We start from the raw sequence: 23,589 nt of genomic DNA on the forward strand, positions 1-23,589 counted from the left end.
CAGTTTTCGGAGCGATCACCGTGACGCCTGAACACCACTCCCCGACCGATACGGACGACACCGGGCTCGGCCCGCCCCCCGGCTGCCCCGCGCACGGCCAGGGGCCCGGGGGACTGCACCGGCTGTACGGCCCCGAAGCGGCGGACCTGGGCGCCCTCTACGAGAAGCTCCGCGCCGAACACGGCCCCGTGGCACCGGTGTTGCTCCACGACGACGTGCCGATCTGGGTCGTCCTCGGCCACACCGAGAACCTCCACATGGTGCGTACGCCCTCGCAGTTCAGCCGGGACAGCCGGGTCTGGACGCCGCTGCGCGAGGGCATGGTCAAGCCCGACCACCCGCTGATGCCGCACATCGCCTGGCAGCCCATCGCCTCGCACGCCGAGGGCGACGAGCACCTGCGGCTGCGCGGCGCGGTCACCGGCGCCATGTCGACCATCGACCCGCGCGGCATCCGCCGGCACATCAACCGCTACACCCAGATCCTCGCCAACACCTTCTGCGAGCAGGGCCACGCCGAACTCGTCGGCCAGTTCTGCGAGCACCTGCCGATGGCCGTGCTGTGCGAGATCCTCGGCATGCCCGACGAGTACAACGAGCAGATGGTGGAGGCGGCCCGCGACGCCCTCAAGGGCTCCGCGACCGCGATCGCCAGCCACCAGTACGTCATGGACGCGCTCAGCCGGCTCACCGCGCTGCGCCGGGCCGAGCCCGCCGACGACTTCACCAGCCACCTCGTCATGCACCCGGCGGGGCTCAGCGACGACGAGGTCAGGGAGCACCTGCGGCTCGTCCTCTTCGCCGCCTACGAGGCCACCACCAACCTCCTCGCCAACGCGCTGCGCATGGTCATCACCGACCCGCGCTTCCGCGCCCAGCTCAACGGCGGGCAGATGACGGTGCCGGAGGCGGTCGAGCAGTCCCTGTGGGACGAGCCGCCGTTCAGTACCGTCTTCGCCTACTTCGCCAAGCAGGACACGGAGTTGGGCGGCCAGCGCATCCGCAAGGGCGACGGCCTGCTCTTCGCACCGGCGCCGGGCAACGTGGACCCCCGGGTACGTCCCGACCTCAAGGCCAACATGATGGGCAACCGCTCCCACCTGGCCTTCGGCGGCGGCCCGCACGAGTGTCCCGGCCAGGACATCGGCCGCGCCATCGCCGACACCGGGGTGGACGCGCTGCTGATGCGGCTGCCGGACATCGAACTCGACTGCGACGAGGACGAGTTGAGCTGGACGGCGTCGATCGCCTCCCGTCACCTGGTGGAGCTGCCGGTGCAGTTCGCCCCGAAGCCCCCGCAGGACGTCTCGGAGAAGCCGGGCCACGCGGCGGTTCCGCAACCCCGTCACACCTGGCACGTCGGCATGCTGTCCGACCCGGCGCCGACATCGGCGCCGACGCCCCGGGCCGCCGAGCCGACAGCGCCGCCGGAGCCGGTGGCGACGCCGGAGCCGGTACACCAACTCGGCGCGTGGCAGCGGTTCTTGAGGTGGTGGCGGGGCTACTGACCGGCCCAGTCCTCGTACGAGGCCCAGGCTTCGAGCACCCGCCCGCTACGGAACCGATGCTCGGCCCCCGTGACCGGATCGGTGAACTCCAGCGCCCGCGCCAGCAGTTGGAGCGGCCGCCGGAAATCACCGTCCGGCACGGGGCCGGTCACCACGGGATACAGCGGATCACCGAGGATGGGCACACCCAACGCGCTCATGTGGACCCGCAGTTGATGAGTCTGCCCGGTACCGGGCACGAGCCGGTACCGGGCGAGCCCGTCGCCACGCCGCTCGGCCAACTCGACCCGGCTGACGGCATTGACCTCACCCTCGACCTGCTGGGCGGCCATCACTCCGCGCTCCTTGAGAATCCGGGACCGCACGGTGGTCGGCAGGTCCAGCCCGGAGTCGTACGGCGCGACGGCCTCGTACTCCTTCCGCACCCGCTTCTCCCGGAACAGCGCCTGGTACGCGCTCCGTTCCTCGGGCCGCACCGTGAACAGCACGAGCCCCGCGGTGAGTCGGTCGAGCCGGTGCGCGGCTCCGAGCGCCGGAATCCCCAACTCCCTGCGCAGCCGCGCCAACGCCGACTCGACGACATGACTGCCCCGCGGGGTGGTCGCGAGGAAGTGCGGCTTGTCGGCGACGACGATGTGCTCGTCGCGGTACACGACATCCACGGCGAAAGGCACCGGCACTTCGACGGGCAGCTCCCGGTGGAACCACACGAACATCCCGGCTGCGTACGGCAACCCGGCCACGCTCGCCCCGTCGACCCCGACGAACAGCCCGTCGTCCATCATTCGATCGACGACCCCGTCGCCCGCCCCCGAGAGCCGGTCCACCAGGTACTCGCGCACGGTGGCCCAGGACTCTTCGGGGGGCAGGCGGACCCGCACCGGGTCGACTCCGTCGCGTTGGGGGAGGGGAGAGGGCGGGATACGGCGTTTTCGGGTCATTGCGATCAAGGGTAGGCGGTCGGGCCAGGTCGCCAGGTCATGCGGGGACCGCTTCGGGAACCTCCTCCGCGACCGAACGGGCGCGGTACGCCCGGAACCCGAATCCCGCCCCCACCGTCACGACCAGGAACAACACCGTGAACCACTGGAAGTACCAGTGCCCACCCGCCGGGTCGTACACAGCGGCCCGCGGCCACGCCAGGTTGACCGTCATGACGAGGCCGTAGAGCAGCGCCAGCGCGTTGACCGGTACCCCCCACCGGCCCAGGGAGAAGAGGCGCGCGCCCGTCTCGTCCGTGCCGTCGACCTCGAACTCGCCGCGCACGCGGCGGAGCAGGAGCGGGCCCGTCACCATCGCGTAGGCCAGGTACAGCATCACGATGCAGGTGGTGCCGATGGCGAGGAAGGCGTCCGGGGAGGCGAAGTTGAGGAGGAGCAGGGTGGCCGAGAGGATGCCTACGACGATGGCCGGGGCGCTGGGCATGCCGGTGCGGGGGTTGACCTTGGACAGGCGTGCGGAGAAGGGGAGTTGGCCGTCTCGGGCCATCGAGAAGAGCATGCGGCAGGCCGCCGTCTGGATGGCGAGGGTGGCTACCGCTATCGCCACCACCACGTCCGCCAGCAGGGCCTTGCCGACGCCGTCGCCGAGGCTGCTCGTGAGGACGTAGCTGAGGCCGTCGACGCCGAGGTGGCCGTCGGTCAGGCTGGGGGCGGCGAGCAGGCCGCCGAGGATGATCAGGCCGCCGAGCAGGCCCGCCGCGGTGAGCGCGGTGAGGATCGTGCGGGGCGCGGTGCGGCGCGGGTTGTGGGTCTCCTCGCTCATCTCGCCCGCGCTGTCGAAGCCGATCATCACGTACGCCGCCGTGAACGAGCCGACGAGCAGGGCGCCGAGGAGTCCGCCCTCCAGGCTGCCGGTGGTGTGGAAGGTGATGGTCGGGGTGCGCTTCGAGTGGGTCAGGAGGAGGACGATGATCAGGATCGCGCCGATGATCTCCGCCGTCACGCCGACCCGGTTGATGACCGACATCACGCGGTTGTCGAGGATGTTCACCAGCGTCGTCAGGACCAGCAGGATCACGCCGAGGACCGCCGCGTTGGCCGCGCCGTCGGGGGAAGTGGGGGCAGGGTCCGTGCCCACCAGCTGGAAGCCCGACCAGATCGCCGGCAGCACCATTTGGAGGGCCAGCGCCGCTGCCGCCACCACCACGATCTGGCCGATCACCATGATCCAGCCCGCGAACCAGCCGAAGGTCGCGTTGGAGAGGCGTGACGACCACTGGTAGATCGCGCCCGAGATCGGGTAGCGCGCGGCCAGTTCCGCGAAGCAGGCGGCCACCAGGAGCTGGCCGGCCAGCACGATCGGCCAGGCCCAGAAGAAGACGGGGCCGCCGAACGCGTACCCGAAGGCGAAGTACTGGAAGACGGTCGTCAGTACGGAGATGAAGGAGAAACCGGCCGCGAACGACGCGTACCGGCCGAGGCTGCGGTGCAGCTCCTGGCGGTAGCCGAACTCCGCGAGGGAGCCGTCGTCGGAGGCGGGGGAGGGGGAGTGGGGTGGGTCGGGGCGTATGTCGGAGGGGGCTGTTGTGGTCACGGCGGCACCTGCCTTCGGCGCAGGAGAGCGGAATCCTGACGGCGACAGCTGAATTCCTGTCGGGTGACAGAAATTAGGGAGGGGCTGTTTCGGCCGCGTCACGCCGCCGTGTCCGCGACGGGCCTAAGTCCTCACGCTCTTGCCGTCGAGGCCAATACGCGATACATCGTGTGTATTGACGCTCGCCGCGCACTCGCGATATGTTCGGCCACGGATATTCGGATGCGAGGTATGACCATGCCGCCCAAGCGCCGCAAGCTCGGCAACCCGCTGGCTCTCACCGTGCTGGTCACCCTCTGGCAGGGCCCGATGCATCCGTACGAGATCGCCCGGACCCTGCGCCGCCAGGGCAAGGACAGCACCACGAAGATCAACTACGGCTCGCTCTACACGGTCGTGCAGAACCTGGAGAAACACGGCTTCGTCGAGGTCACCGACGTGGAGCGACAGGGCAACCGCCCCGAGCGCACGGTCTACGGCATCACCGACGCCGGACGCGAGGAAGCCGTCGAGTGGCTCTCCGACCTGCTGGCCGTGCCGGTCAAGGAGTTCCCGATCTTCGAGACCGCGCTCCCGCTCGTCGGGGTCATCCACCCCGACGAGGTGGTACGGCTCCTTGAGGAGCGGGTGCAGAACCTCGATCTCCAGGCGGCGAGCGCGCGCGGTGCGCTGGAGAAGCTGTACGAGACGCTGCCCCGGCTCTTCCTGGTGGAGAGCGAGTACCAGTTGCACATGGTCCAGGCGCAGGCGGAGTGGATCCGGGGTCTCGTCGACGAGATCAAGAAGGGCTCACTGCCCGGCGTCGAGGGCTGGCGCCACTTCCACGAGACGGGGGAACTGCCGACGGAGTTCACCTAGACACGAAGAACCCCGACCGGGCTGTTGGAGCAGCCCCGCCGGGGTCACGAACCCCGAACTGACCCGCCGTGCGGCGAAGCCAGGCGATCGAGGTGCGGCACACCCAGGATAGCCGGGCGCTCTTCACGCGGATCAGTCGTGATCTTTCACATCGCACATCCGCTCGTTCTTTGGAGAGCTGTCATGGGCAGTACCCGTGCGCCCGCGGTCGAGGCGCGTCAACTGATCAAGACCTATTCCGGCGATGTCACCGCCCTCAACGGCATGGACATCACCGTCGAGCCCGGCACCGTCTTCGGCCTCCTCGGGCCGAACGGCGCCGGCAAGTCCACCACCGTCAAGATCCTCACCACCCTCGCCCGGCCCGACTCCGGCACGGCCACCGTCGCCGGCCACGACGTGCTGCGCCACCCCGACCGGGTCCGCCGCGCGATCGGCGTGGTCGCCCAGAACTCCGGCGCCGACCCGACGGCGACCGGCCGCGAGAACCTCCAACTCCAGGGCAGGCTCTACGGATTGAGGGGCAACGCCCTCACGGGGCGGGTGGACGAGCTCCTCGACCGCTTCGCCCTCGCCGACGCCGCGAAGCGTCCGGTGAAGGGCTACTCCGGCGGTATGCGCCGCCGCCTGGACGTGGCGCTCGGCCTGGTGCACCGGCCCGAGGTGCTCTTCCTCGACGAACCCACCACCGGCCTCGACCCGGAGGCCCGCACCGCGATGTGGGACGAGATCGGCCGGCTGGCGGGGGAGGAGGGGCTGACCATCCTGCTCACCACGCACTACCTCGAAGAGGCCGACCGGCTCGCCGAGCGCATCGCGATCGTCGACCGCGGCCGGGTCGTCGTGGAGGGCACCCCCGACTCGCTCAAGGGTGAACTCCGCGGTGACGCGGTCCACTTGGAGCTGCGGGAAGGGGTCGGCGACACCGGTCGTACGCTGCTGCGGGACACCCTCGTCGGACTGCCGGGCGTACGCGAGGTGCTGGTCGACGGGCGCCGGGTCAGTGCCCGCGCCGACGACGGAGCGGCCGCGATGCCCGTCCTGCTGGCGGCGTTCGAGCGGGCCGGCGTCGGGGTCGCCAGCGCGACCGTCGCCCGTCCCTCGCTGGACGACGTCTATCTCCGCTACGCGGGCCGCCGTTACTCGGAGGCCGACGCGAACGGCACCGGGAAGCTCGCGGTCGCCGGAGGTGCGCGATGAGCACCGCCGTCTCGCAGACCTGGTACATGACGCAGCGTCAACTCATGGTGTTCGCACGGCAGCCCGCCTTCGCGATCATCACCCTCATCCAGCCGGTGATCTGGCTGTTCCTGTTCGGCAACCTCTTCAAGAAGGTCGTCGAACTCGGCGGCTTCGGCACCACCTCGTACCTGGACTACCTGGTCCCGGGCGTGGTCGTGATGAGCGCCCTCAGCTCCAACATGTGGGCGGGTATGGGCACGTTGGAGGAGATCCAGCGCGGCACGCTGAACCGCTTCCTGACCACTCCGGTCAGCCGGGCCGCGCTGATGAACGGCAACGTCGTCAACAACGGCCTCGTCACCGCGCTCCAGTCCGCGATCATCGTGCTGCTCGGCCTGCTCGGCGGCGCCGACTACCCGGGCGGCATCGGCGGCATCGCGATCCTGGTGGTGGCCTCCGTGCTCCTGGGGACCATCTTCGGAGCACTGTCCAACGCGCTCGGCATGCTGGTGCAGCAACGGGAGTCGATCATCGGCATCAACACCTTCCTGCTGCTGCCGCTGACGTTCCTGTCCAGCGCCTTCATGGCACCGTCCCAGATGCCCTCGTGGATGCGGCACATCGCCGACTTCAACCCACTCAACTGGGCGATGGTGGCGGGCCGTTCAGCGATGAGCGAGCGCCCCGACTGGGGCGACGTCCTCAGCCGGGGCGGCGCGCTACTGGGCCTCGCGGTGGCAGCGGTATGGCTGTCGATCCGCACATTCAGGTCATACCAACGGTCGGTGTGAGCGCCCCGAAACAAGCGCCCCAAAGGGGCGCGGGGAACTGCGCAACCAGCCACGACGGTGCCGCACACGCCAACGGTCCGTCGTGGCACCCCCATGGGCGCACCTACGCGGCAACGCCTTCCTGCTCCGCCTCGATCTTCGCGTTCCACTCCCGCTTCGACGCCTGCCACCCGTCCTCGTTGTGGCCCAGACGCCAGTACCCGGAGATCGAGAGATCCTCGCGCGGGATTGCCAACTCGACGCGGAGCAGGGCGCGGAGGTCTTTCACGAAGGCCGCCTCGCCGTGTACGAACGCGTGCATCCGGCCCTCCGGGAACTCCAGCGCCCGTACGGCCTCGGCGAGTGCCTCGCCGACGGGGCGGTCGCCGCGGTGCAGCCAGACGACCTCGACGGCGGAGGCGATCTTCTGCTCCTCCTCGGGGCCGGAGATCTCCACGAAGGCGTGCGCCGCGGCGCCCTCGGGCAGCGACTCCAGGGCGCGGGCGATCGCGGGCAACGCGCTCTCGTCCCCGGCGAGCAGATGCCAGTCGGCGTCCGCGGCGGGGGCGTAGGCGCCGCCGGGGCCCATGAAGTGGACGGTCTCGCCCGGCTGGACGCGGGTCGCCCACGGGCCGGCGAGGCCCTCGTCGCCGTGGATCACGAAGTCCAGGGTCATCTCGCGGTGCTCGGGGTCCCAGGCCCGCACGGTGTAGGTGCGGGTCACCGGCCACTGCTCGCGCGGGAACTCGGCGCGGATGCGCTCCACGTCGAAGGGCTCGGGGTAGACCGCGCCCCCGGCCGGGAACAGCAGCTTCACGTAGTGGTCGGTGCAGGTGTCCGCCGAGAACTCGGCCAGACCCTCGCCACCGAGCACCACGCGCTGCATGTGGGGAGTCAGGCGCTCGGTGCGGACGACCTGCGCGGAGTGGGGCTTACGCGGCTTCCGTGCCGGACGTTCTGCCATGACGGCCTCCCAGGTTCCCATTCTTAGGCTTACCTAAGTTAGCACTAGATTCTTCGGTAAAAGCAAGAAAGAGAGGGCAAGAACAATGCTTATGCGTTCAGCGTGGTGAGCAGTCGCTGCAATGATCCGCCCAGCCCCCAGCGCTCCGCCAGCGCGCTCACCAGCTCCGGGTCACGAGGGGCGTGCGGCAGCGCCGTATCGACGTCCGGCAGCGGTACGTCGTCGGCGACCCGGACGACCTTTGGCGCGACCGCGACGTACGGCCGCGACTCGTCGAGGCGCTTGCGCTGCGAGGGGGTCAGCTTGGACTTGGGGTCGTCGATCGCGGCCATGATCCCGGGCACGTCACCGAACTCGGCGAGGAGTTTCGCCGCCGTCTTCTCGCCGATCCCGGGGACGCCCGGCAGACCGTCGCTCGGGTCGCCGCGCAGCAGCGCCAGGTCCACGTAACCGCGGCCGTCGACGCCGTACTTCTCGCGCAGGAACGCCTCGTCGGTGAGCTGGAGCGTGCCGACGCCCTTGATCGGATACAGGACGCGGATACCGCGGGCGTCGTCGACGAGCTGGTACAGGTCGCGGTCGCCGGTGACGATGTCGACCGGGCCCTTGGCGTGCGCCGTGAACGTGCCGATCACGTCGTCGGCCTCGTACGACTCGACGCCCACGCGCGCGATGCCGACGGCGTCGAGGACGGCCTCGATGATCGGCACCTGCGGGGAGAGCGTGTCCGGCACCTCCTCCGCGTCCGGGCCGCTCGCGCGGACCTCGGCGACGCGGTGCGCCTTGTAGGTGGGGATCAGGTCGACCCGCCACTGCGGGCGCCAGTCCGCGTCCATGCACGCGACCAGCTGGTCGGGGCGGTGGTCCTTGACCAGGCGGTCGATGAATTCGAGCAGCCCGCGCACGGCGTTCACCGGCGTCCCGTCCGGCGCCTTCACGGACTCCGGGACGCCGAAGTAGGCGCGGAAGTAGAGCGAGGCGGTGTCGAGGAGCATCAGTCGTCCGGTCACGCCTCGCATCATGCCGCACGACAGGGCCACGATCACCCCTCGCCGTCACCCGGAGGGACCAACACCGCCGGCTCCGGAAGGGCGAACACCCCTGGCTGGTGAGCTGGGCCACTCCTGTGTTTGCGCGCGGGAAGCCTGGGAAGGCGCGGCCTCGGAGCGACGCCGGTTGCACATTCAACCGTCGAGGGGCCTTCGGGTCTCCCGCCGTCGCCTCCCGTCCTGCCCCCGATCGAGAGGTACGCGTGTCAGCCAGGCTAGAAGCCGAGCATCTGTACAAGGTGTTCGGCAGACGACCCGACCAGGCAGTCGAACGGCTCCACGAAGGAGCCGACCGGGAGGAACTGCGCGCCGACGGCACCACCGCCGCCGTCATCGACGCCTCCTTCTCCGTCGCACCGGGCCAGATCTTCGTCGTCATGGGCCTGTCCGGCTCCGGCAAGTCGACCCTCCTGCGGATGCTCAACGGACTCCTGGAGCCGACCGCGGGCCGCGTCCTCTTCGACGGCCAGGACCTGACCGCGCTCGTCGACCGCGAACTCCGCGAGGTCCGCGCCCACAAGATCAGCATGGTCTTCCAGCACTTCGCGCTCTTCCCGCACCGCAGCGTCCGCGAGAACGCCGCCTACGGTCTCGCCGTCCAGGGCGTGCCCCGCGCCGAGCGCGAAGCCCGCGCCGGCGAGGCGCTCGCCCTGTGCGGCCTGGCCGGCTGGGAGGACTCCTGGCCCGACGAGCTGTCCGGCGGCATGCAGCAGCGCGTCGGCCTGGCCCGCGCCCTCGCCACCGACGCCGACCTGCTCCTCATGGACGAGTCGTTCAGCGCCCTCGACCCGCTGATCCGCCGGGACATGCAGGACCAACTCCTGGAACTGCAGAAGTCGTTGAAGAAGACGATCGTCTTCATCACCCACGACCTCAACGAGGCCATGCGCCTGGGCGACCGCATCGCCGTCATGCGCGACGGCCGCATCGTCCAGACCGGCACCGCGGAGGACATCCTCGTCCGCCCCGCCGACGACTACGTCTCCTCCTTCATCCAGGACGTCGACCGCTCCCGGGTCCTCACCGCGAGTTCCGTCATGGACACCGACCTGCGCGGCGACGAGGCCGACTGCGCCTGCGAGACCGCGACGCCGGACACGCCGTTCAACGACCTCTGCGCGATCAGCGCCCGCCTCACGCACGCCGTCGCGGTGCTCGACAAGGACCACGAGCTGGTCGGTGTCGTACCCAGGCGGCGTCTGGTCGCCTTCCTCGGCGACGAGCGGCACGAACCCACCCCCTGTGTCAGTCCGCGCGACGGCGGCGAGAAGGTGACCGCCCATGCCTAGGCTCCCGCTCGGCGACTGGGTCGACTCCGGTGTCGACTGGCTCCTCGCCCACATGTCCTGGCTCTTCGACGCGATCAAGACGGTCGTCGAGGGCATGTACGACGGCATCAACGCGGTCCTCACCGCCCCCGAACCCCTGCTCCTCGCGGGCATCCTCGCCGTGATCGCCTGGTGGCTGCGCGGGCTGGTCGCCGGTGTCCTGGCCTTCGCCGGGTTCCTGCTCATCGACTCGCTCGACCTGTGGGACCGGGCCATGTCGACCCTGGCCCTGGTGCTCGTGGCGACCGTCATCGCCTTGGTGATCTCGATCCCGCTGGGCATCTGGGCGGCCCGCTCCAGGACGGTCAGCGCGGTCGTACGGCCCGCCCTCGACCTGCTCCAGACGATGCCGTCGATGGTGCTGCTGATCCCGGCGATCCTCTTCTTCGGCCTCGGCACGTCCGCCGGCGTGATCGCCACCCTGATCTTCGCGCTCGCCCCCGGCGTCCGCATGACCGAGCTGGGCATCCGTCAGGTCGACGCCGAACTCGTCGAAGCAGCCGAGGCGTTCGGTACCTCACCGCGTGACACCCTGCTGCGCGTCCAGCTGCCGCTCGCGCTCCCGACGATCATGGCGGGCATCAACCAGGTCATCATGCTGGGCCTGTCGATGGTCGTCATCGCCGGCATGGTCGGCACCGGCGGTCTCGGCGGCGCCGTCAACGAGGCCATCGGCCAGCTCGACATCGGCTTCGGTTTCGAGGCGGGCGTCGGCATCGTGGTCCTCGCGATCTACCTCGACCGGATGACCAGCGCGCTCGGCACCCAGATCTCCCCGCTCGGCCGCAGGGCCGCCGCCAAGGCCCGCGTGTCCGACGGCGCCAAGCTGTGGAACTACCGCCCGCGCCCCGCGTTCGCGGTGATCGGCGTGGTCGTCCTCGCCCTGGTGGCGAGCGGCGTCGGCGTCTTCGGCTCCTCCTCCGACTCCACGGCGACCGCCGCCGACGACGTCGGCAAGGGCAAGAACATCACCATCGGCTACATCCCCTGGGACGAGGGCATCGCCTCCACCTTCCTCTGGAAGGAGATCCTGGAGGAGCGCGGCTACAAGGTGACCACCACCCAGTACGCGGCGGGCCCGCTCTACACCGGCCTCTCCACCGGCCAGGTCGACTTCCAGACCGACTCCTGGCTGCCCACCACGCACGCCGAGTACTGGAAGAAGTACGGCAAGCAGCTCGACGACCTCGGCAGCTGGTACGGCTCGACGTCCCTGGAGCTGACCGTCCCGTCGTACGTGAAGGACGTCAACACCCTCGCGGACCTCAAGACCCACGCCTCCGAGTTCGGCGGGAAGGTCACCGGCATCGAACCGAGCGCCGGAATGATGGGCCTCCTGAAGACCAAGGTCCTCAAGGACTACGGCCTCCAGGGCTCCTACGACGTCGTCGACGGCTCCACCCCGGCGATGCTGGCCGAGCTGAAGCGCGCGTACGCCAAGAAGCAGCCGATCGTCGTCACGCTCTGGTCGCCGCACTGGGCGTACAGCGACTACGAGCTGAAGAAGCTCAAGGACCCGAAGGGCGCCTGGGGCAAGGGCGACGGCGTGCACACCGTGGCGCGCAAGGGCTTCGCCGACGACAACCCCGACGTCGGCAGGTGGCTGAAGGACTTCAGGATGACCGAGGCCCAGCTCACCGGTCTGGAGGCGCAGATCCAGAAGTCCGGCAAGGGCGGGGAGCAGGACGCCGTGCGCACCTGGCTGAAGCAACACCCGGGCCTCGTCGACCAGTTGGCCCCGGTCACGAAGAACCGGGCGGCCGGGTGACCTGACAGTCCCGCAGCCGCCACCCCGGAGGTGGGCTCCGCCGCACGTTCCCCCCTTCGTGCGGCGGGGCCCACTTCCTTTTGTGCCCCGATCCGGTACGAAAAGGATCCGGCCAACCACATAGCGCTACGAAACCCCGCAATCGGGCCCGCGGGTGAGCGGGAACACAGGCGACCGCGTACGCATTGAAGAGTAGAGATGGAGTCTCGCGCCGATCGAGGGCCGACGGGCCCGCACGGACTGGCCAGAACCATGACGTCCGATCGCACGCTGTGTGACGTGGATGTGACAGGCGCATGAAACGGTTTGCCGAACATGCGTAGGGTGCAGAGAACTCATCGGAGGCGGCTTCGGAAGCGGCCTCGGAGGCAACCGCGGACCGACGAGCGAAGGAGGGAGCCGGAGCTATGGGCGACCACAAAGAACAGCCCCTTCGGGTGGGCGCGGCCGTACGGCGGCGTCGCCGTGCGCTGTCCCTGACCCTCGCCGTCGTGGCCGAACGCAGCGGCCTGTCGGTGCCCTTCCTGAGCCAGGTCGAGAACGACCGGGCCCGCCCCAGCCGAAGCTCTCTGGAGAAGGTGGCCGACGCCCTGCGCACCACGGCCGTCGAACTCCTCGCCGCCGCCGACCCCGCGTGCAGCGTCGACGTCGTACGCGCGGAGGAGCCCGAGTCGCTCGGCGCACCCCGGATGCGTTCCCTGGTACGGGGCCATCACCAGCTGCACGCCTCGGAGTTCACCGGTGACCATGACGCCGGGCGTGAATTCCAGCACCGCAACGACGAGTTGATGTACGTCGCGGACGGCGCCGTCGAGATCGAGGCGGAGGGGCGTGCGTACCGGCTGGTGCGCGGCGACACGATGTACCTCACCGGCGGTGTCCGTCACCGCTGGCGCGCGACCGTGCCGGACACCCGGGTGGTCGTGGTCGCGGTGGCCGAGCACATCGAGGCGGTCCAGGACCGCCAGCGCTGATGCGCGTCGTCTCCCTCGTGCCGTCGCTCACGGAGGCGATCGCCGTGTCCCTGCCGGGAGTTCTGGTCGGCGCGACGGACTGGTGCAGCCACCCGGCAGACCTCGACGTGACCCGGGTGGGCGGCACCAAGAACCCGAGACTCGACCCGATCCTCGCCCTCGCCCCCGACGTGGTGATCGCCAACGAGGAGGAGAACCGCGAGCCGGACCTGACTGCCTTGCGCGAGGCGGGTGTCGAGGTCCTGGTCACCGAGGTGCGTGACGTCCCGCAAGCCCTCCGCGAACTCGCCCGGGTCCTCGACGCGTGCGGAGCGCCGACCCGCCCGCGCTGGCTGGACGAGGCGGAGCGGGCGTGGTCGGAACTGCCGGAACCGGAGAGCCGTAGGACCGCTGTAGTCCCCATCTGGCGGCGGCCCTGGATGGTGCTGGGCCGGGACACCTTCGCCGGTGACGTGCTGTCCCGGCTGGGAGTCGACCACGTCTACGCGACGCACGCCGAGCGCTACCCGCGTGCCACGGTCGACGAACTACGGTCCGCTGTACCGGAGTTGGTGGTCCTCCCGGACGAGCCCTACCGCTTCACCGCCGACGACGGACCCGAGGCGTTCGCCGGCCTGCCCTGCGCGCTCGTCAGCGGCCGGCACCTCACGTGGTACGGGCCGTCACTGGGCGAAGCGCCACGGGTGCTGGGCGCGGCCCTGCGAGCAGCGCACCGCTGAGCAGGCCGCGGGCCGTGTGCACGGCGGCGGTGGCCCAGGCGGCGACCAGGACGCCGTAGAGGACGATCGCGAGCCCGTCGTAGACGGCGAGGCCGGTGTGGCGGGACAGGGACTCGGCGCCGGTGACGCAGGTGCCGACCGGGAAGGTGAAGGCCCACCAGGTCATCGTGAAGCGCATGCCGTGGCGGCGGGCGCGGACGACGTGCGCGGTGGCGAGGCCGAGCCAGAGGAGGGCGAAGCCCATGACGGGGACGCCGTAGAGGACGGCGAGGAGGCTGAAGCCCTGGGCGGCGGGGGCCGGTACGACGCCTGGGGCGAAGTCCGCGAACTTGCCCACGGCGGTGGTGGATTGGCCCAGCGGGCCCAGGACCAGGAACAGCGTCGGGGTGAGCGCGAGGGGCAGCGGTCCGCCGGTGACGAGCCGGGCGAAGACCAGCGGCAGCATCAACAGCGTTGCCAGCAGGCTCAGTCCGAACATCGCGAAGCACGTGAGGAGGAGCGTCTCCCGGGGCTGTCCGGGCGGCAGATGGGGCACGAGCAGGGGGCCGAGCGCGGCGGACACCATGGGCGCGACGACGGGCAGCAGCCACACGGGCGTCGCCTGGGAAGGGTGCACCTTGTGCCGTGCGGCCATCAGGTACGGGACGGCGACGGCCGCCGTGAGTCCGATGAGCGTCCCGGCGCCGAACAGCACGGCGTCGAGCACGACCGCCGCCCGGAGCCCGATCCAGTCCTGGCCGACGACCATGGTGCCGCCGCCCACCGCCAGCAGCGCCATCGCGAGGCAGCCGTAGAAGGGGGCCACCGCCGGGTCGAGGAGATGGGCGCGGGCCTGGTCGCGGTGGTGGGTCCAGTGCAGGGTGCGGGCGGCGAGCAGGGTCAGGAGCATCGCGAGGGAGAGGGCCCAGACGGCGGCGCAGGCCGTGCGCAGTCCCGGGAGGTGGAGCGGGAGCCCGGCACCGGCCGTGGCGACGACGGCGGTGCCCATGACGGAGGCGTACCAGTTGGGTCCGAGATGACGAACGGCGGTGACCATGCCTCCACCGTCTCGCCGACTGAGACGCGCGACCAGGGAGTATGTGTCTATGGGGACATAAACTGGATTTATGAGCGGGAGTGAGACGGAAGATCAGCGGGGCGGGTCGATCGCGCACCGGGTGCCGGACCTGGGTGCGCTGGAACTGTTGCTGGCGGTGGCCCGGCTGGGGAGTCTCGGTGCGGCGGCCCGCGAGCTGGGCATCACGCAGCCGGCGGCCAGCAGTCGCATCCGCTCCATGGAACGGCAGCTCGGCGTCGCCCTGGTCGACCGTTCACCGCGCGGATCGACCCTGACCGACGCCGGTGCCCTGGTCACGGACTGGGCCCGCCGGGTCGTCGAGGCGGCGGCGGCCTTCGACGCGGGCGCCCAGGCCCTACGGCACCGCCGCGACTCCCGGCTCCGCGTCGCCGCCAGCATGACCATCGCCGAGTACCTGCTCCCCGGCTGGCTCCTCGCCCTCCGCTCCCAACGCCCGGACACCGCCGTCTCGTTGCTGGCCGGCAACTCGACCACGGTCGCCGAACGGCTCCTCGCCGACGAGGCCGACCTCGGTTTCGTGGAGGGCCTGTCCGTGCCCGCCGGACTGGATTCCACGGTGATCGCCCATGACCACCTGATCGTCGTGACCGCCCCGACCCACCCGTGGGCCCGCCGTCAACGCCCGGTCCCGGCAGCGGAGTTGGCGTCGACACCCCTGATCCTGCGGGAGGAGGGCTCGGGCACGCGGCAGGTACTGGACGCGGCGCTGGGTGGCCTGGCCCGCCCTCTCATCGAGTTGTCGTCCACCACGGCGGTCAAGGCGTCGGCGGTGAGCGGGGCGGGGCCCGCGGTGTTGAGTGAACTCGCCGTGGGGGAGGAGCTGTCGATGCGGAGGCTGGTGCGGATCCCGGTCGAAGGGATCACTCTCGCCCGGGACTTGCGAGCGGTGTGGCCCACGGGCCACCGGCCGACGGGACCGGCGCGGGAGCTGCTCTCGCTGACGCGGGGCTAGCGAGCCTTCGCCGCCGCTTCCACCAACGCCCGCATCACCCGCAGGTCCGCACCCATCTCGGGGTGCCACTGCACCCCCAACACCCAGTCGGCGGAGGGGAGTTCGACGGCCTCCGGGGTGCCGTCCTCGGCCCAGGCCGACACCGTCAGGCCCGCGCCCAGGCGGTCCACGGACTGGTGGTGGAAGGTGGGGACCGAGGTCTCCTCCGGCACCGCCGAGGCGTACAGGGTTCCCGGTACCGGCTTGACCGGGTGGTGGCCGAAGACACCCGGTGTCTCCGCGTGGCCGTCGATGTGCTGGACGAGGGTGCCGCCGACGGCGACGTTCAGGAGCTGCATGCCCCGGCAGATGCCCAGCAGGGGGACGCCCGCGGTCAACGCGGCCTCGATCAGGGCGAGTTCCCAGGCGTCGCGGGCGGGGGCCGGTGGGCCGGTGCGGGGGTCGCGGTCGGCGCCGTAGCGGACCGGTTCCACGTCGGGGCCGCCCGCGATCACCAGGGCGTCGAGGCGGGCGACCGTCGCCGGGGCGTGTTCGGGAGCGTCGGGGGGCAGCATCGCGGCGAGGCCGCCCGCGCGCTGGACGAGGCGGGGGTAGCCGGCGGGCAGCAGGGCCGCCTCCAGCTCCCAGGTGCCCCACCGTGCCCCGGGCTCCAGATACGTACTGACACCGATCAGCGGCCTGCCCGCCATGCACCCCTCCGACGTGAAGCGAATTGAATGGACTCCGTGCGAACCATTGAACTACCCCGCTGGTCAGGCGGTCATGCCAGGAACCCGCGCAGCAGCGCCGCCGTCCCCGCGCAGTGCTCCCGCATCATCTCCCGCGCCCCGTCCGCGTCCCCGTCGAGGACCGCCTCGACCAGCGCGATGTGCTGGCGCTGCGAGTGCTCCAGGTTGCGGACCAGGAGGGGGATGCAGTCGAGGAGGTCGTTCACCGTGGCCCGTACCGCCGCGTACTGCGCGGTCAGGGTCGGTGAACCGCACAGCTCGGCCAGGGTCAGGTGCAGCAGGGTGTCCAGGCGGCGGTAGTCGGCGAGCGGGGCGTCGTGCGTGCGGGCCAGGGCGTCGCGCAGGCGGCCCGCCTGTTCGGCGCTCAGGCCGTGGGTCGCGCACAGGCCCGTCGAACCGACCTCCAGCACCTCCCGGAACCGCAGCACGTCCTCGATGTCGACCGCGCTGATCCGCCGCCGCAGCTCGTCCTCGCCGCCCGCGTCCGACTTCGGCAGCACGAACGTCCCGCCGTAGCGTCCGCGCCGCGACTCCACGAGGCCCTGGTCCTGCAGTACCTTCAGAACCTCGCGCAGCGTCACCCGACTGATCCCGAGCCGCTCGGCCAGTTCCCGCTCGGCCGGCAACCGTTCGCCCCCCGGCACCAGACCCAGCCGTACGACCTGCAGTATCTGTTCCAGTGCCTCTTCGAACCCGTTGCCCGCCCGCACCGGCCGCAGTACCGGGGTCAACCGGTCCTCAAGCCCGTTCTCCGCATCCAGCGACATATGGCGGCACCCCCTTCCCAAGCAATGGTTCTCCGCAATACCTTATGGCTTCCGGCTGACCGTAGAAGCCGAAGGAGGCTTTCCCGTGGCAGACCGCACACCCCCACTGGGCGTCGAGGAACTTCAACGCCTCGTCGCCAGTGGTGAGATCGACACTGTTGTCCTGGCCTTCCCCGACATGCAAGGGCGGCTGCAGGGCAAGCGGTTCGCCGCCCAGTTCTTCCTGGACGACGTGCTCCGGCACGGCACCGAGGGCTGCAACTACCTCCTCGCCGTCGACACCGAGATGAACACGGTCGACGGCTACGCCATGTCCTCGTGGGAGCGCGGTTACGGCGACTTCGCCATGCACCCGGACCTGACCACCCTCCGTCGTGTGCCCTGGAACGCCGGCACGGCCCTGCTGATCGCCGACCTCGCCTGGAACGACGGATCGCCGGTGGTCGCCGCACCCCGCCAGATCCTGCGCCGCCAGCTGGAGCGCCTCGCCGAGCACGGTTTCACCGCGCAGGTCGGTACGGAGCTGGAGTTCATCGTGTTCAAGGACACGTACGAACAGGCCTGGGACGCGGACTACAAGGGACTCACACCGGCCAACCAGTACAACATCGACTATTCGGTGCTGGGGACCGGACGTATCGAGCCGTTGCTGCGCCGTATCCGCAACGAGATGACCGTCGCCGGCCTGACCGTCGAGTCCGCCAAGGGCGAGTGCAATCCGGGGCAGCACGAGATCGTCTTCCGCTACGACGACGCCCTCGTCACCTGCGACCAGCACGCCGTCTACAAGACCGGCGCCAAGGAGATCGCCTCCCAGGAGGGCGTCTCGCTGACCTTCATGGCGAAGTACAACGAGCGCGAGGGCAACTCCTGCCACATCCACCTCTCGCTCGCCGACGCCGACGGCGGCAACGCCATGGCGGGGTCTACGGACGACCCCGGTGGCATGTCGGAGGTCATGCGCCACTTCCTCGCCGGGCAACTCGCCGCGCTCCGCGACTTCTCACTGCTCTACGCCCCGAACATCAACTCGTACAAGCGCTTCCAGCCGGGCTCCTTCGCGCCCACCGCCGTCGCCTGGGGGTACGACAACCGCACCTGCGCCCTCCGGGTCGTCGGCCACGGCCGCTCGATGCGCTTCGAGAACCGGCTGCCCGGCGGGGACGTCAACCCCCACCTGGCGGTGGCGGGGCTCGTCGCGGCCGGGCTCCACGGCATCGAGCACAAACTGGAACTGCCGGAGGCCTGTACGGGCAACGCCTACAGCGGCGACTACGCGCACGTCCCCACCAATCTGCGCGAGGCCGCCGAGCTGTGGGAGAACAGCCCGATCGCCCGGGCCGCCTTCGGCGACGAGGTCGTCGCGCACTACCGCAACATGGCACGCGTCGAACTGGACGCCTTCGACGCCGCCGTCACCGACTGGGAGCTGCGTCGCTCCTTCGAACGTCTGTGAGAGGTCCTTCGTTGTCCTACGAGCTTGAACTCCAGGTGCTCAACCCGGCCACCGAGGAGGTCGTCGCCACCGTCCCGGCCGCCACCGCGGCCGACGTGGACGCCGCCGTCGTACGCGCCACGCGGGCCCAGGCGAAGTGGGCCGCGCTCCCGCCCGCCGACCGGGCCCGGCTGTTGCGCCGCTTCGCGGTCGCCGTCGACGAACACCTCGAAGAACTGGCCCGGTTGGAGGTGCGAGAGGCCGGGCACACGGTCGGCAACGCCCGCTGGGAGGCCGGCAACGTCCGTGATCTGCTCGACTACGCGGCCGGGGGAGTGGAGCGGCTGACCGGCCGGCAGATCCCGGTCGCGGGCGGCCTCGACATCACGATCCTCGAACCGCTGGGCGTGGTGGGCGTGATCGCGCCCTGGAACTTCCCCATGCCGATCGCCGCCTGGGGCACCGCACCGGCGCTCGCGGCCGGCAACGCGGTCATCCTCAAGCCGGCCGAGACCACCCCGCTCACCGCGCTCCGGCTGGCCGAACTCGCCCTGGACGCAGGCCTTCCCGAGGGTCTCTTCCAGGTGCTGCCCGGCCACGGCCCGGTCGCGGGCACCGCGCTCGTCGAGCACCCGGGCGTCGCGAAGATCGTGTTCACGGGGTCGACGGCCGTGGGCAAACAGGTGTTGGCGAAGGGCTCGGAGCTCCTCAAGCGCGTCACCCTCGAACTCGGCGGCAAGAGCCCCAACATCGTCTTCGCCGACGCGGACATCGAGGCCGCCGCAGCCGCCACCCCCATGTCCTTCCTCGACAACTCCGGCCAGGACTGCTGCGCCCGCACCCGCATCCTCGTCCAACGCGGCGTCTACGACCGCTTCTTGGAGCTCCTGACCCCCGCGATCGAGGGGGTGACGGTCGGCGACCCGGCCGACGAGACGACGGACATGGGCCCGCTGATCTCCAAGGTCCAGCTGGAGCGCGTCCGTTCGTACGTCACCGACGACCTGGCCGGCATCCGGGGCAAGGCGCCCGAGGGCCCCGGCTTCTGGTTCCCGCCCACGGTGGTGACCGGCGTCGACCCGCACGCGCGCGTGGCCGTCGAGGAGGTCTTCGGCCCCGTCGCCGTGGTGCTGCCCTTCGAGGACGAGGCGGAGGCGATCGCCCTGGCCAACGCCACCGACTACGGCCTCTCCGGCTCCATCTGGACCAGGGACGTGGGCCGCGCGCTGCGCGTCTCGCAGGCCGTCCGGGCCGGCAACCTGTCCGTCAACTCCCATTCCAGCGTCCGCTATTGGACCCCCTTCGGCGGTTTCAAGCAGTCGGGGATCGGCCGCGAACTGGGCCCGGACGCGCTCACCGCCTTCACCGAAACCAAGAACGTCTTCATCAGCAACGTCTCCACCAGCAGCGTCTCGACCAGCACGGAGGGCCCCGCACAGTGACCTCAGAGATTGTTTGCCGGCGTCTCGTCGGCCGTACCGCCGTCATCACCGGAGCCGGCAGCGGCATCGGCCTCGCCACCGCGCGCCGACTCGCCTCCGAGGGCGCCAACGTCGTCTGCGGCGACATCGACGAGACCCATGGCAAGGCGGCGGCCGACGAGGTCGGCGGGCTGTTCGTGAAGGTCGACGTCACCGACCCCGATCAGGTCGAGGCGCTCTTCAGGACGGCCTTCGACACCTACGGCAGCGTCGACATCGCCTTCAACAACGCGGGCATCTCGCCCCCCGACGACGACTCCATCCTCGACACCGGCCTTGAGGCGTGGAAGCGCGTCCAGGACGTCAACCTCACGTCCGTGTACCTGTGTTGCAAGGCCGCGATCCCGTACATGCGCCGCCAGGGCAAGGGCTCCATCATCAACACGGCGTCGTTCGTGGCGAGGATGGGCGCGGCCACGTCGCAGATCTCGTACACCGCGTCCAAGGGCGGTGTCCTCGCCATGTCCCGTGAACTGGGAGTGCAGTTCGCCCGCGAGGGCATCCGCGTCAACGCGCTGTGCCCGGGACCGGTCAACACCCCACTCCTGCAAGAGTTGTTCGCCAAGGACCCCGAGCGCGCCGCGCGCCGCCTGGTGCACATCCCGGTCGGCCGTTTCGCGGAGGCGACCGAGATCGCCGCGGCCGTGGCGTTCCTGGCGAGTGACGACTCGTCGTTCGTGAATGCCGCCGACTTCCTTGTGGACGGCGGGATTTCGGGGGCGTACGTCACGCCGATGTAAGAGACGTGAGAGCGCTCAGCCGGTCAGCACACAGCGACGGCCCGGAACCACTTCCGGGCCGTCGCGCGTTTCCGGTCATCCGTCAGAGGAACGTCATGCCCTCACCGCGATACGTCGGCACGGTCGCCGTCACCGCGTCGCCCTCGATCAGGTGCAACGCGTCGAAGCGCTCGCACAGTTCACCGGCCTTGGCGTGGCGGAACCACACCTTGTCGCCGATGAGGAGATCGTCGGCGGGGGAGCCGAGCAGCGGCGTCTGCACCTCGCCCGGCCCTTCCTGGGGGTCGTAGCGCAGGCCCTCCGGGAGGTACGGCACCGGGAGCCGGTCGGGGCCGGCGGCGCCGGAGGCGGGGTAGCCGCCGCCGAGGACGGTGACGACGCCGACGCCCGGGCGCCGTACGACGGGCATGGCGAAGAGCGCGGACGGACGGCCGGTGAACGACGTGTAGTTGTCGAAGAGGCGCGGCACGTACAGCCCGGAACCGGCCGCGATCTCGGTCACCGCGTCCTCGGCGGCGGTGTGCTGCACACTGCCGGTGCCGCCGCCGTTGACGAACTCCAGGTCGGGCACAACCGCCCTTACCGCACGCACCACTTCGGCACGCCGCTCGACGAGTTCGCGTTTGGCGGTGGCTTGCATCAGCCGGATCGCGCGCGAGCGGAAGGGCCGTCCCGCGACGGAGTCGCCGACGCCGGCTATGTGCCCCTCGTAGGCCATGATCCCGACGACCTTGAAGCCCGGGCGGCGGGACACCGTTCGTGCGATGTCGGCGAGTTGGGCGGGGGTGCGCAGCGGTGAGCGGAGCGCGCCGACGCGGATACGGCCGCCGAGCATCTGCAGGGAGGTGTCCAACTCCAGGCAGACACGGATGACTTCGGTGCCGCCGTCGCGTGAGTCGTCGATGAGTTTGAGCTGGGCGGGGTCGTCGATCATCACGGTGACGGCGGCGGCGAGCTTGGGGTCGTTGGCCAGTTCGCCGAAAGCGGCGTGGTCCGCGGAGGGGTAGGCGAGGAGGACGTCCTCGAACCCGGAACGGGCGAGCCACAGCGACTCGGCGAGGGTGAAGGACATCAGGCCCGCGAAGCCGTCCCTGGCCAGGACGCGTTCGAGGAGGGTTCGGCAGCGGACGGACTTGCTGGCGACGCGGACCGGCTTGCCGCCGGCCCGGCGGACGAGATCGTCCGCATTGGCATCGAAGGCGTCCAGGTCGACGATCGCGAGTGGGGCGTCGAGGTGGGCGGTGGCCCGGTCGTAACGGGTCCGGTCGGCGGCGCGCGCAGTCATGAACGCAGCCTGCCAGACAGGATTACCGCAGGGTAGGGGGACGTTCCGGGCAGATGCCTCGGGGGCGTGGACTGGTTCCCGTCCGAGCGGGGTCAACCCGTAGAGTGACGCGCACGCACGGAGGAGACGCCGCCGGTCGTTCGACCGCGCCCGGGATGGCGGTCCGCCGCCGCGGGTATGCGTGCTCGGGACGACTTTGTTCGTGTGTCTTTGGATTTTGTGTCGTGCCGAGTGAGAGCGGGGTGGACGCCGGTCCGTATACGAGCACGGCAGGAGTACACCGGCCCGCGTACGGACAACGGGCAGGCGTACGTCGGCCCGCAGGCGAGCAGACGGTGGCCCGGGTACGAGGAAACGGGGGGTGCATGAGCACGGAAGCGCGACGCGCCCCCGGACCGGCGGGTTCGACGCCGCCGCACCGGCCGCCGGGAGCGCCGGGCTCTACGGGATCGATGGGTTCGAGGGGTTCGGTTGATCCTGTGAACCCGGCGAACGGGACGAATTCGGGGAACGTGACGGACTCGGCGGGGCGGCCGACGGCCGACGAGGCAACGGGCGAGGACTTGGACCGACCGCATTCTGGTTCTGTCGGGGATTCGGGGCCGAGGGGGACTTCGGGGGCATCCGGAATGGCGGGGGCCGCGGGGGCGGCTGCGTCAGGGACCACTCCGGGTTCTGCCTCGGGGCCGGGTTCAGGTTCCGCCGCGGTTCCGGGCCCGGGGTCTGTTTCTGCTCCGGTCTCGGGGTTCGCTTGGGGGCCGGGTTCCGGTTCAGGTCCGGCTTCGGGGGTGGCTCAGGGTTCCGCTCCGGGTTCCGCTTCGAGGGGTGGGCAGGGGGCGCCCGGTGCGCCGAACAGGCCTGGTGCGTCCAGTACTTCGAGTGCGTGGGACGCGTGGAGTGCGCCGGGGATGCCGGGTGCGTCGGCGAACGGCGGGGCGTCGGATCGGCGGCCTGCTTCGGGTGCCCATGCGCGCGGGCGACGGGCGGCGGGGGATGTGCCGCGACCGGGTGACGGCACCGGTACGGGTACGGGTGTCTCGGGGTCGGGTAACTCGGGGGCTGTGGGGGCTTCGCGGACTGGGCGGGAGCCGTTCGCGCCGGGTTCCGGTGCGGGTTCGACGGGGAGCGGGAACGCGAGCGACGGGTCCAGTACGGGGTGGTGGGACCGCGGTAACGGTAGGCGTACGGCACCGGAGAGTGGTGGGGCCGATGCCGGCGCGGTGTTCCGGGGGAACGGTCCCGATGCGCGAACTGGGGCTCCGGGCAACGGGTTTGATGCCGGCGCGGGGTCTCCGGGTAGCGGTTCTGCTGTACGTAACGGGTCTTCGGGTGACGGTTTTGATGCCCGTACGGTGTCTTCGAGTACCGGTCCGGATGCTCGCGCGGACATTCCGAGCAACGGCCCTGATCCTCGTACCGCGTCTCGGAGCAACGGCTCCGACGGTCGTGACGGGTCCGGTTCGGCACC

20 protein-coding genes are annotated in these 23,589 nt (G+C 70.5%); 12 read left to right on the forward strand and 8 right to left on the reverse strand.

What is annotated here, in order from left to right:
- Positions 1–20: 20 nt before the first annotated feature.
- Positions 21–1,508 carry a cytochrome P450 gene (locus OG226_RS38570; protein WP_328684394.1) on the forward strand — a complete coding sequence of 496 codons (1,488 nt, stop codon included), beginning with the start codon at positions 21–23 and terminating at the stop codon, positions 1,506–1,508.
- Here the strand turns inward: OG226_RS38570 and OG226_RS38575 are convergent.
- Entirely contained in the window at positions 1,502–2,449 is a 948-nt protein-coding gene (locus OG226_RS38575; RefSeq protein ID WP_329351481.1) for a pseudouridine synthase, read from the reverse strand. The genes OG226_RS38570 and OG226_RS38575 overlap by 7 nt on opposite strands.
- Before the next feature lie 37 nt (positions 2,450–2,486).
- Positions 2,487–4,043, reverse strand: a complete 1,557-nt coding sequence (locus tag OG226_RS38580) for an amino acid permease (RefSeq protein WP_329351482.1) — start codon at positions 4,041–4,043, stop codon at positions 2,487–2,489.
- 237 nt (positions 4,044–4,280) lie between these two features.
- Here OG226_RS38580 and OG226_RS38585 point away from each other — a divergent pair, with 237 nt between their 5' ends.
- The 3 genes from OG226_RS38585 to OG226_RS38595 all read left to right on the forward strand — a co-directional run bounded on the left by OG226_RS38585 (position 4,281) and on the right by OG226_RS38595 (position 6,874).
- Positions 4,281–4,901 carry a PadR family transcriptional regulator gene (locus OG226_RS38585; RefSeq protein WP_328686562.1) on the forward strand — a complete coding sequence of 207 codons (621 nt, stop codon included), beginning with the start codon at positions 4,281–4,283 and terminating at the stop codon, positions 4,899–4,901.
- Positions 4,902–5,084: 183 nt separating this feature from the next.
- Entirely contained in the window at positions 5,085–6,101 is a 1,017-nt protein-coding gene (locus tag OG226_RS38590) for an ATP-binding cassette domain-containing protein (RefSeq protein WP_328684397.1), read from the forward strand.
- Positions 6,098–6,874: an ABC transporter permease gene (locus OG226_RS38595; protein WP_328684398.1), complete on the forward strand. Its 777-nt coding sequence runs from the start codon at positions 6,098–6,100 to the stop codon at positions 6,872–6,874. Before OG226_RS38590 ends, OG226_RS38595 begins: the two co-directional genes overlap by 4 nt.
- A gap of 103 nt (positions 6,875–6,977) precedes the next feature.
- Here OG226_RS38595 and OG226_RS38600 read toward each other — a convergent pair whose 3' ends face one another.
- Both OG226_RS38600 and OG226_RS38605 read right to left on the reverse strand, forming a co-directional pair.
- Positions 6,978–7,817, reverse strand: a complete 840-nt coding sequence (locus tag OG226_RS38600) for a siderophore-interacting protein (RefSeq protein WP_328684399.1) — start codon at positions 7,815–7,817, stop codon at positions 6,978–6,980.
- An 89-nt stretch (positions 7,818–7,906) separates the two neighbouring features.
- Positions 7,907–8,836 (reverse strand): 5'-3' exonuclease, encoded by a 930-nt coding sequence (locus OG226_RS38605; RefSeq protein ID WP_329353643.1) that lies wholly within the window; start codon positions 8,834–8,836, stop codon positions 7,907–7,909.
- 233 nt (positions 8,837–9,069) lie between these two features.
- On the opposite strand from OG226_RS38605, the gene OG226_RS38610 reads away from it, so the two are divergent.
- From OG226_RS38610 to OG226_RS38625, 4 genes are all read left to right on the forward strand, one after another.
- Positions 9,070–10,155: a quaternary amine ABC transporter ATP-binding protein gene (locus OG226_RS38610; RefSeq protein WP_329351484.1), complete on the forward strand. Its 1,086-nt coding sequence runs from the start codon at positions 9,070–9,072 to the stop codon at positions 10,153–10,155.
- Positions 10,148–11,962, forward strand: a complete 1,815-nt coding sequence (locus OG226_RS38615; protein WP_329351485.1) for an ABC transporter permease/substrate binding protein — start codon at positions 10,148–10,150, stop codon at positions 11,960–11,962. Before OG226_RS38610 ends, OG226_RS38615 begins: the two co-directional genes overlap by 8 nt.
- A 407-nt stretch (positions 11,963–12,369) precedes the next feature.
- Positions 12,370–12,936, forward strand: a complete 567-nt coding sequence (locus OG226_RS38620) for a helix-turn-helix domain-containing protein (protein ID WP_328684402.1) — start codon at positions 12,370–12,372, stop codon at positions 12,934–12,936.
- The gene (locus tag OG226_RS38625) at positions 12,936–13,655 is read left to right on the forward strand and encodes a helical backbone metal receptor (RefSeq protein ID WP_329351487.1); all 720 of its coding nucleotides are present in this window, start codon (positions 12,936–12,938) and stop codon (positions 13,653–13,655) included. The genes OG226_RS38620 and OG226_RS38625 overlap by 1 nt, the downstream gene beginning before the upstream one ends.
- Here the strand turns inward: OG226_RS38625 and OG226_RS38630 are convergent.
- Positions 13,582–14,691 (reverse strand): TDT family transporter, encoded by a 1,110-nt coding sequence (locus OG226_RS38630; RefSeq protein ID WP_329351488.1) that lies wholly within the window; start codon positions 14,689–14,691, stop codon positions 13,582–13,584. The genes OG226_RS38625 and OG226_RS38630 overlap by 74 nt on opposite strands.
- A gap of 70 nt (positions 14,692–14,761) precedes the next feature.
- Here OG226_RS38630 and OG226_RS38635 point away from each other — a divergent pair, with 70 nt between their 5' ends.
- A complete protein-coding gene (locus tag OG226_RS38635) occupies positions 14,762–15,685 on the forward strand; it encodes a LysR family transcriptional regulator (RefSeq protein ID WP_329351490.1) in 924 nt (307 codons plus the stop codon).
- Here the strand turns inward: OG226_RS38635 and OG226_RS38640 are convergent.
- Both OG226_RS38640 and OG226_RS38645 read right to left on the reverse strand, forming a co-directional pair.
- Entirely contained in the window at positions 15,682–16,374 is a 693-nt protein-coding gene (locus OG226_RS38640) for a gamma-glutamyl-gamma-aminobutyrate hydrolase family protein (protein WP_328684406.1), read from the reverse strand. The genes OG226_RS38635 and OG226_RS38640 overlap by 4 nt on opposite strands.
- A 71-nt stretch (positions 16,375–16,445) precedes the next feature.
- Positions 16,446–17,180, reverse strand: a complete 735-nt coding sequence (locus tag OG226_RS38645) for a FadR/GntR family transcriptional regulator (protein ID WP_328684407.1) — start codon at positions 17,178–17,180, stop codon at positions 16,446–16,448.
- Between the two features lie 85 nt (positions 17,181–17,265).
- On the opposite strand from OG226_RS38645, the gene OG226_RS38650 reads away from it, so the two are divergent.
- From OG226_RS38650 to OG226_RS38660, 3 genes are read left to right on the forward strand one after another with little or no spacing between them, the layout of a single operon-like run.
- Complete coding sequence (locus OG226_RS38650; RefSeq protein ID WP_329351493.1) at positions 17,266–18,636, forward strand: glutamine synthetase family protein; 1,371 nt, start codon at positions 17,266–17,268, stop codon at positions 18,634–18,636.
- Positions 18,637–18,647: 11 nt separating this feature from the next.
- Positions 18,648–20,057: an aldehyde dehydrogenase family protein gene (locus OG226_RS38655; RefSeq protein WP_328684409.1), complete on the forward strand. Its 1,410-nt coding sequence runs from the start codon at positions 18,648–18,650 to the stop codon at positions 20,055–20,057.
- Positions 20,054–20,836: a 3-oxoacyl-ACP reductase gene (locus OG226_RS38660; RefSeq protein WP_328684410.1), complete on the forward strand. Its 783-nt coding sequence runs from the start codon at positions 20,054–20,056 to the stop codon at positions 20,834–20,836. Before OG226_RS38655 ends, OG226_RS38660 begins: the two co-directional genes overlap by 4 nt.
- Before the next feature lie 82 nt (positions 20,837–20,918).
- Here OG226_RS38660 and OG226_RS38665 read toward each other — a convergent pair whose 3' ends face one another.
- Positions 20,919–22,121, reverse strand: coding sequence for an amino acid deaminase/aldolase (locus tag OG226_RS38665; protein WP_329351494.1), 1,203 nt, complete (start codon positions 22,119–22,121; stop codon positions 20,919–20,921).
- Positions 22,122–23,589: the final 1,468 nt, after the last annotated feature.

The organism is Streptomyces sp. NBC_01261 (assembly GCF_036226385.1).
Taxonomy (GTDB): domain Bacteria; phylum Actinomycetota; class Actinomycetes; order Streptomycetales; family Streptomycetaceae; genus Streptomyces.

What these genes read in the sequence shown, in the direction of transcription:
- OG226_RS38575 (WP_329351481.1), bottom strand. Translation starts at nt 2,449, where the DNA reads ATGACCCGAAAACGCCGTATCCCGCCCTCTCCCCTCCCCCAACGCGAC.
- OG226_RS38585 (WP_328686562.1), top strand. Translation starts at nt 4,281, where the DNA reads ATGCCGCCCAAGCGCCGCAAGCTCGGCAACCCGCTGGCTCTCACCGTG.
- OG226_RS38590 (WP_328684397.1), top strand. Translation starts at nt 5,085, where the DNA reads ATGGGCAGTACCCGTGCGCCCGCGGTCGAGGCGCGTCAACTGATCAAG.
- OG226_RS38595 (WP_328684398.1), top strand. Translation starts at nt 6,098, where the DNA reads ATGAGCACCGCCGTCTCGCAGACCTGGTACATGACGCAGCGTCAACTC.
- OG226_RS38600 (WP_328684399.1), bottom strand. Translation starts at nt 7,817, where the DNA reads ATGGCAGAACGTCCGGCACGGAAGCCGCGTAAGCCCCACTCCGCGCAG.
- OG226_RS38605 (WP_329353643.1), bottom strand. Translation starts at nt 8,836, where the DNA reads ATGCGAGGCGTGACCGGACGACTGATGCTCCTCGACACCGCCTCGCTC.
- OG226_RS38615 (WP_329351485.1), top strand. Translation starts at nt 10,148, where the DNA reads ATGCCTAGGCTCCCGCTCGGCGACTGGGTCGACTCCGGTGTCGACTGG.
- OG226_RS38620 (WP_328684402.1), top strand. Translation starts at nt 12,370, where the DNA reads ATGGGCGACCACAAAGAACAGCCCCTTCGGGTGGGCGCGGCCGTACGG.
- OG226_RS38625 (WP_329351487.1), top strand. Translation starts at nt 12,936, where the DNA reads ATGCGCGTCGTCTCCCTCGTGCCGTCGCTCACGGAGGCGATCGCCGTG.
- OG226_RS38630 (WP_329351488.1), bottom strand. Translation starts at nt 14,691, where the DNA reads ATGGTCACCGCCGTTCGTCATCTCGGACCCAACTGGTACGCCTCCGTC.
- OG226_RS38635 (WP_329351490.1), top strand. Translation starts at nt 14,762, where the DNA reads ATGAGCGGGAGTGAGACGGAAGATCAGCGGGGCGGGTCGATCGCGCAC.
- OG226_RS38640 (WP_328684406.1), bottom strand. Translation starts at nt 16,374, where the DNA reads ATGGCGGGCAGGCCGCTGATCGGTGTCAGTACGTATCTGGAGCCCGGG.
- OG226_RS38645 (WP_328684407.1), bottom strand. Translation starts at nt 17,180, where the DNA reads ATGTCGCTGGATGCGGAGAACGGGCTTGAGGACCGGTTGACCCCGGTA.
- OG226_RS38665 (WP_329351494.1), bottom strand. Translation starts at nt 22,121, where the DNA reads ATGACTGCGCGCGCCGCCGACCGGACCCGTTACGACCGGGCCACCGCC.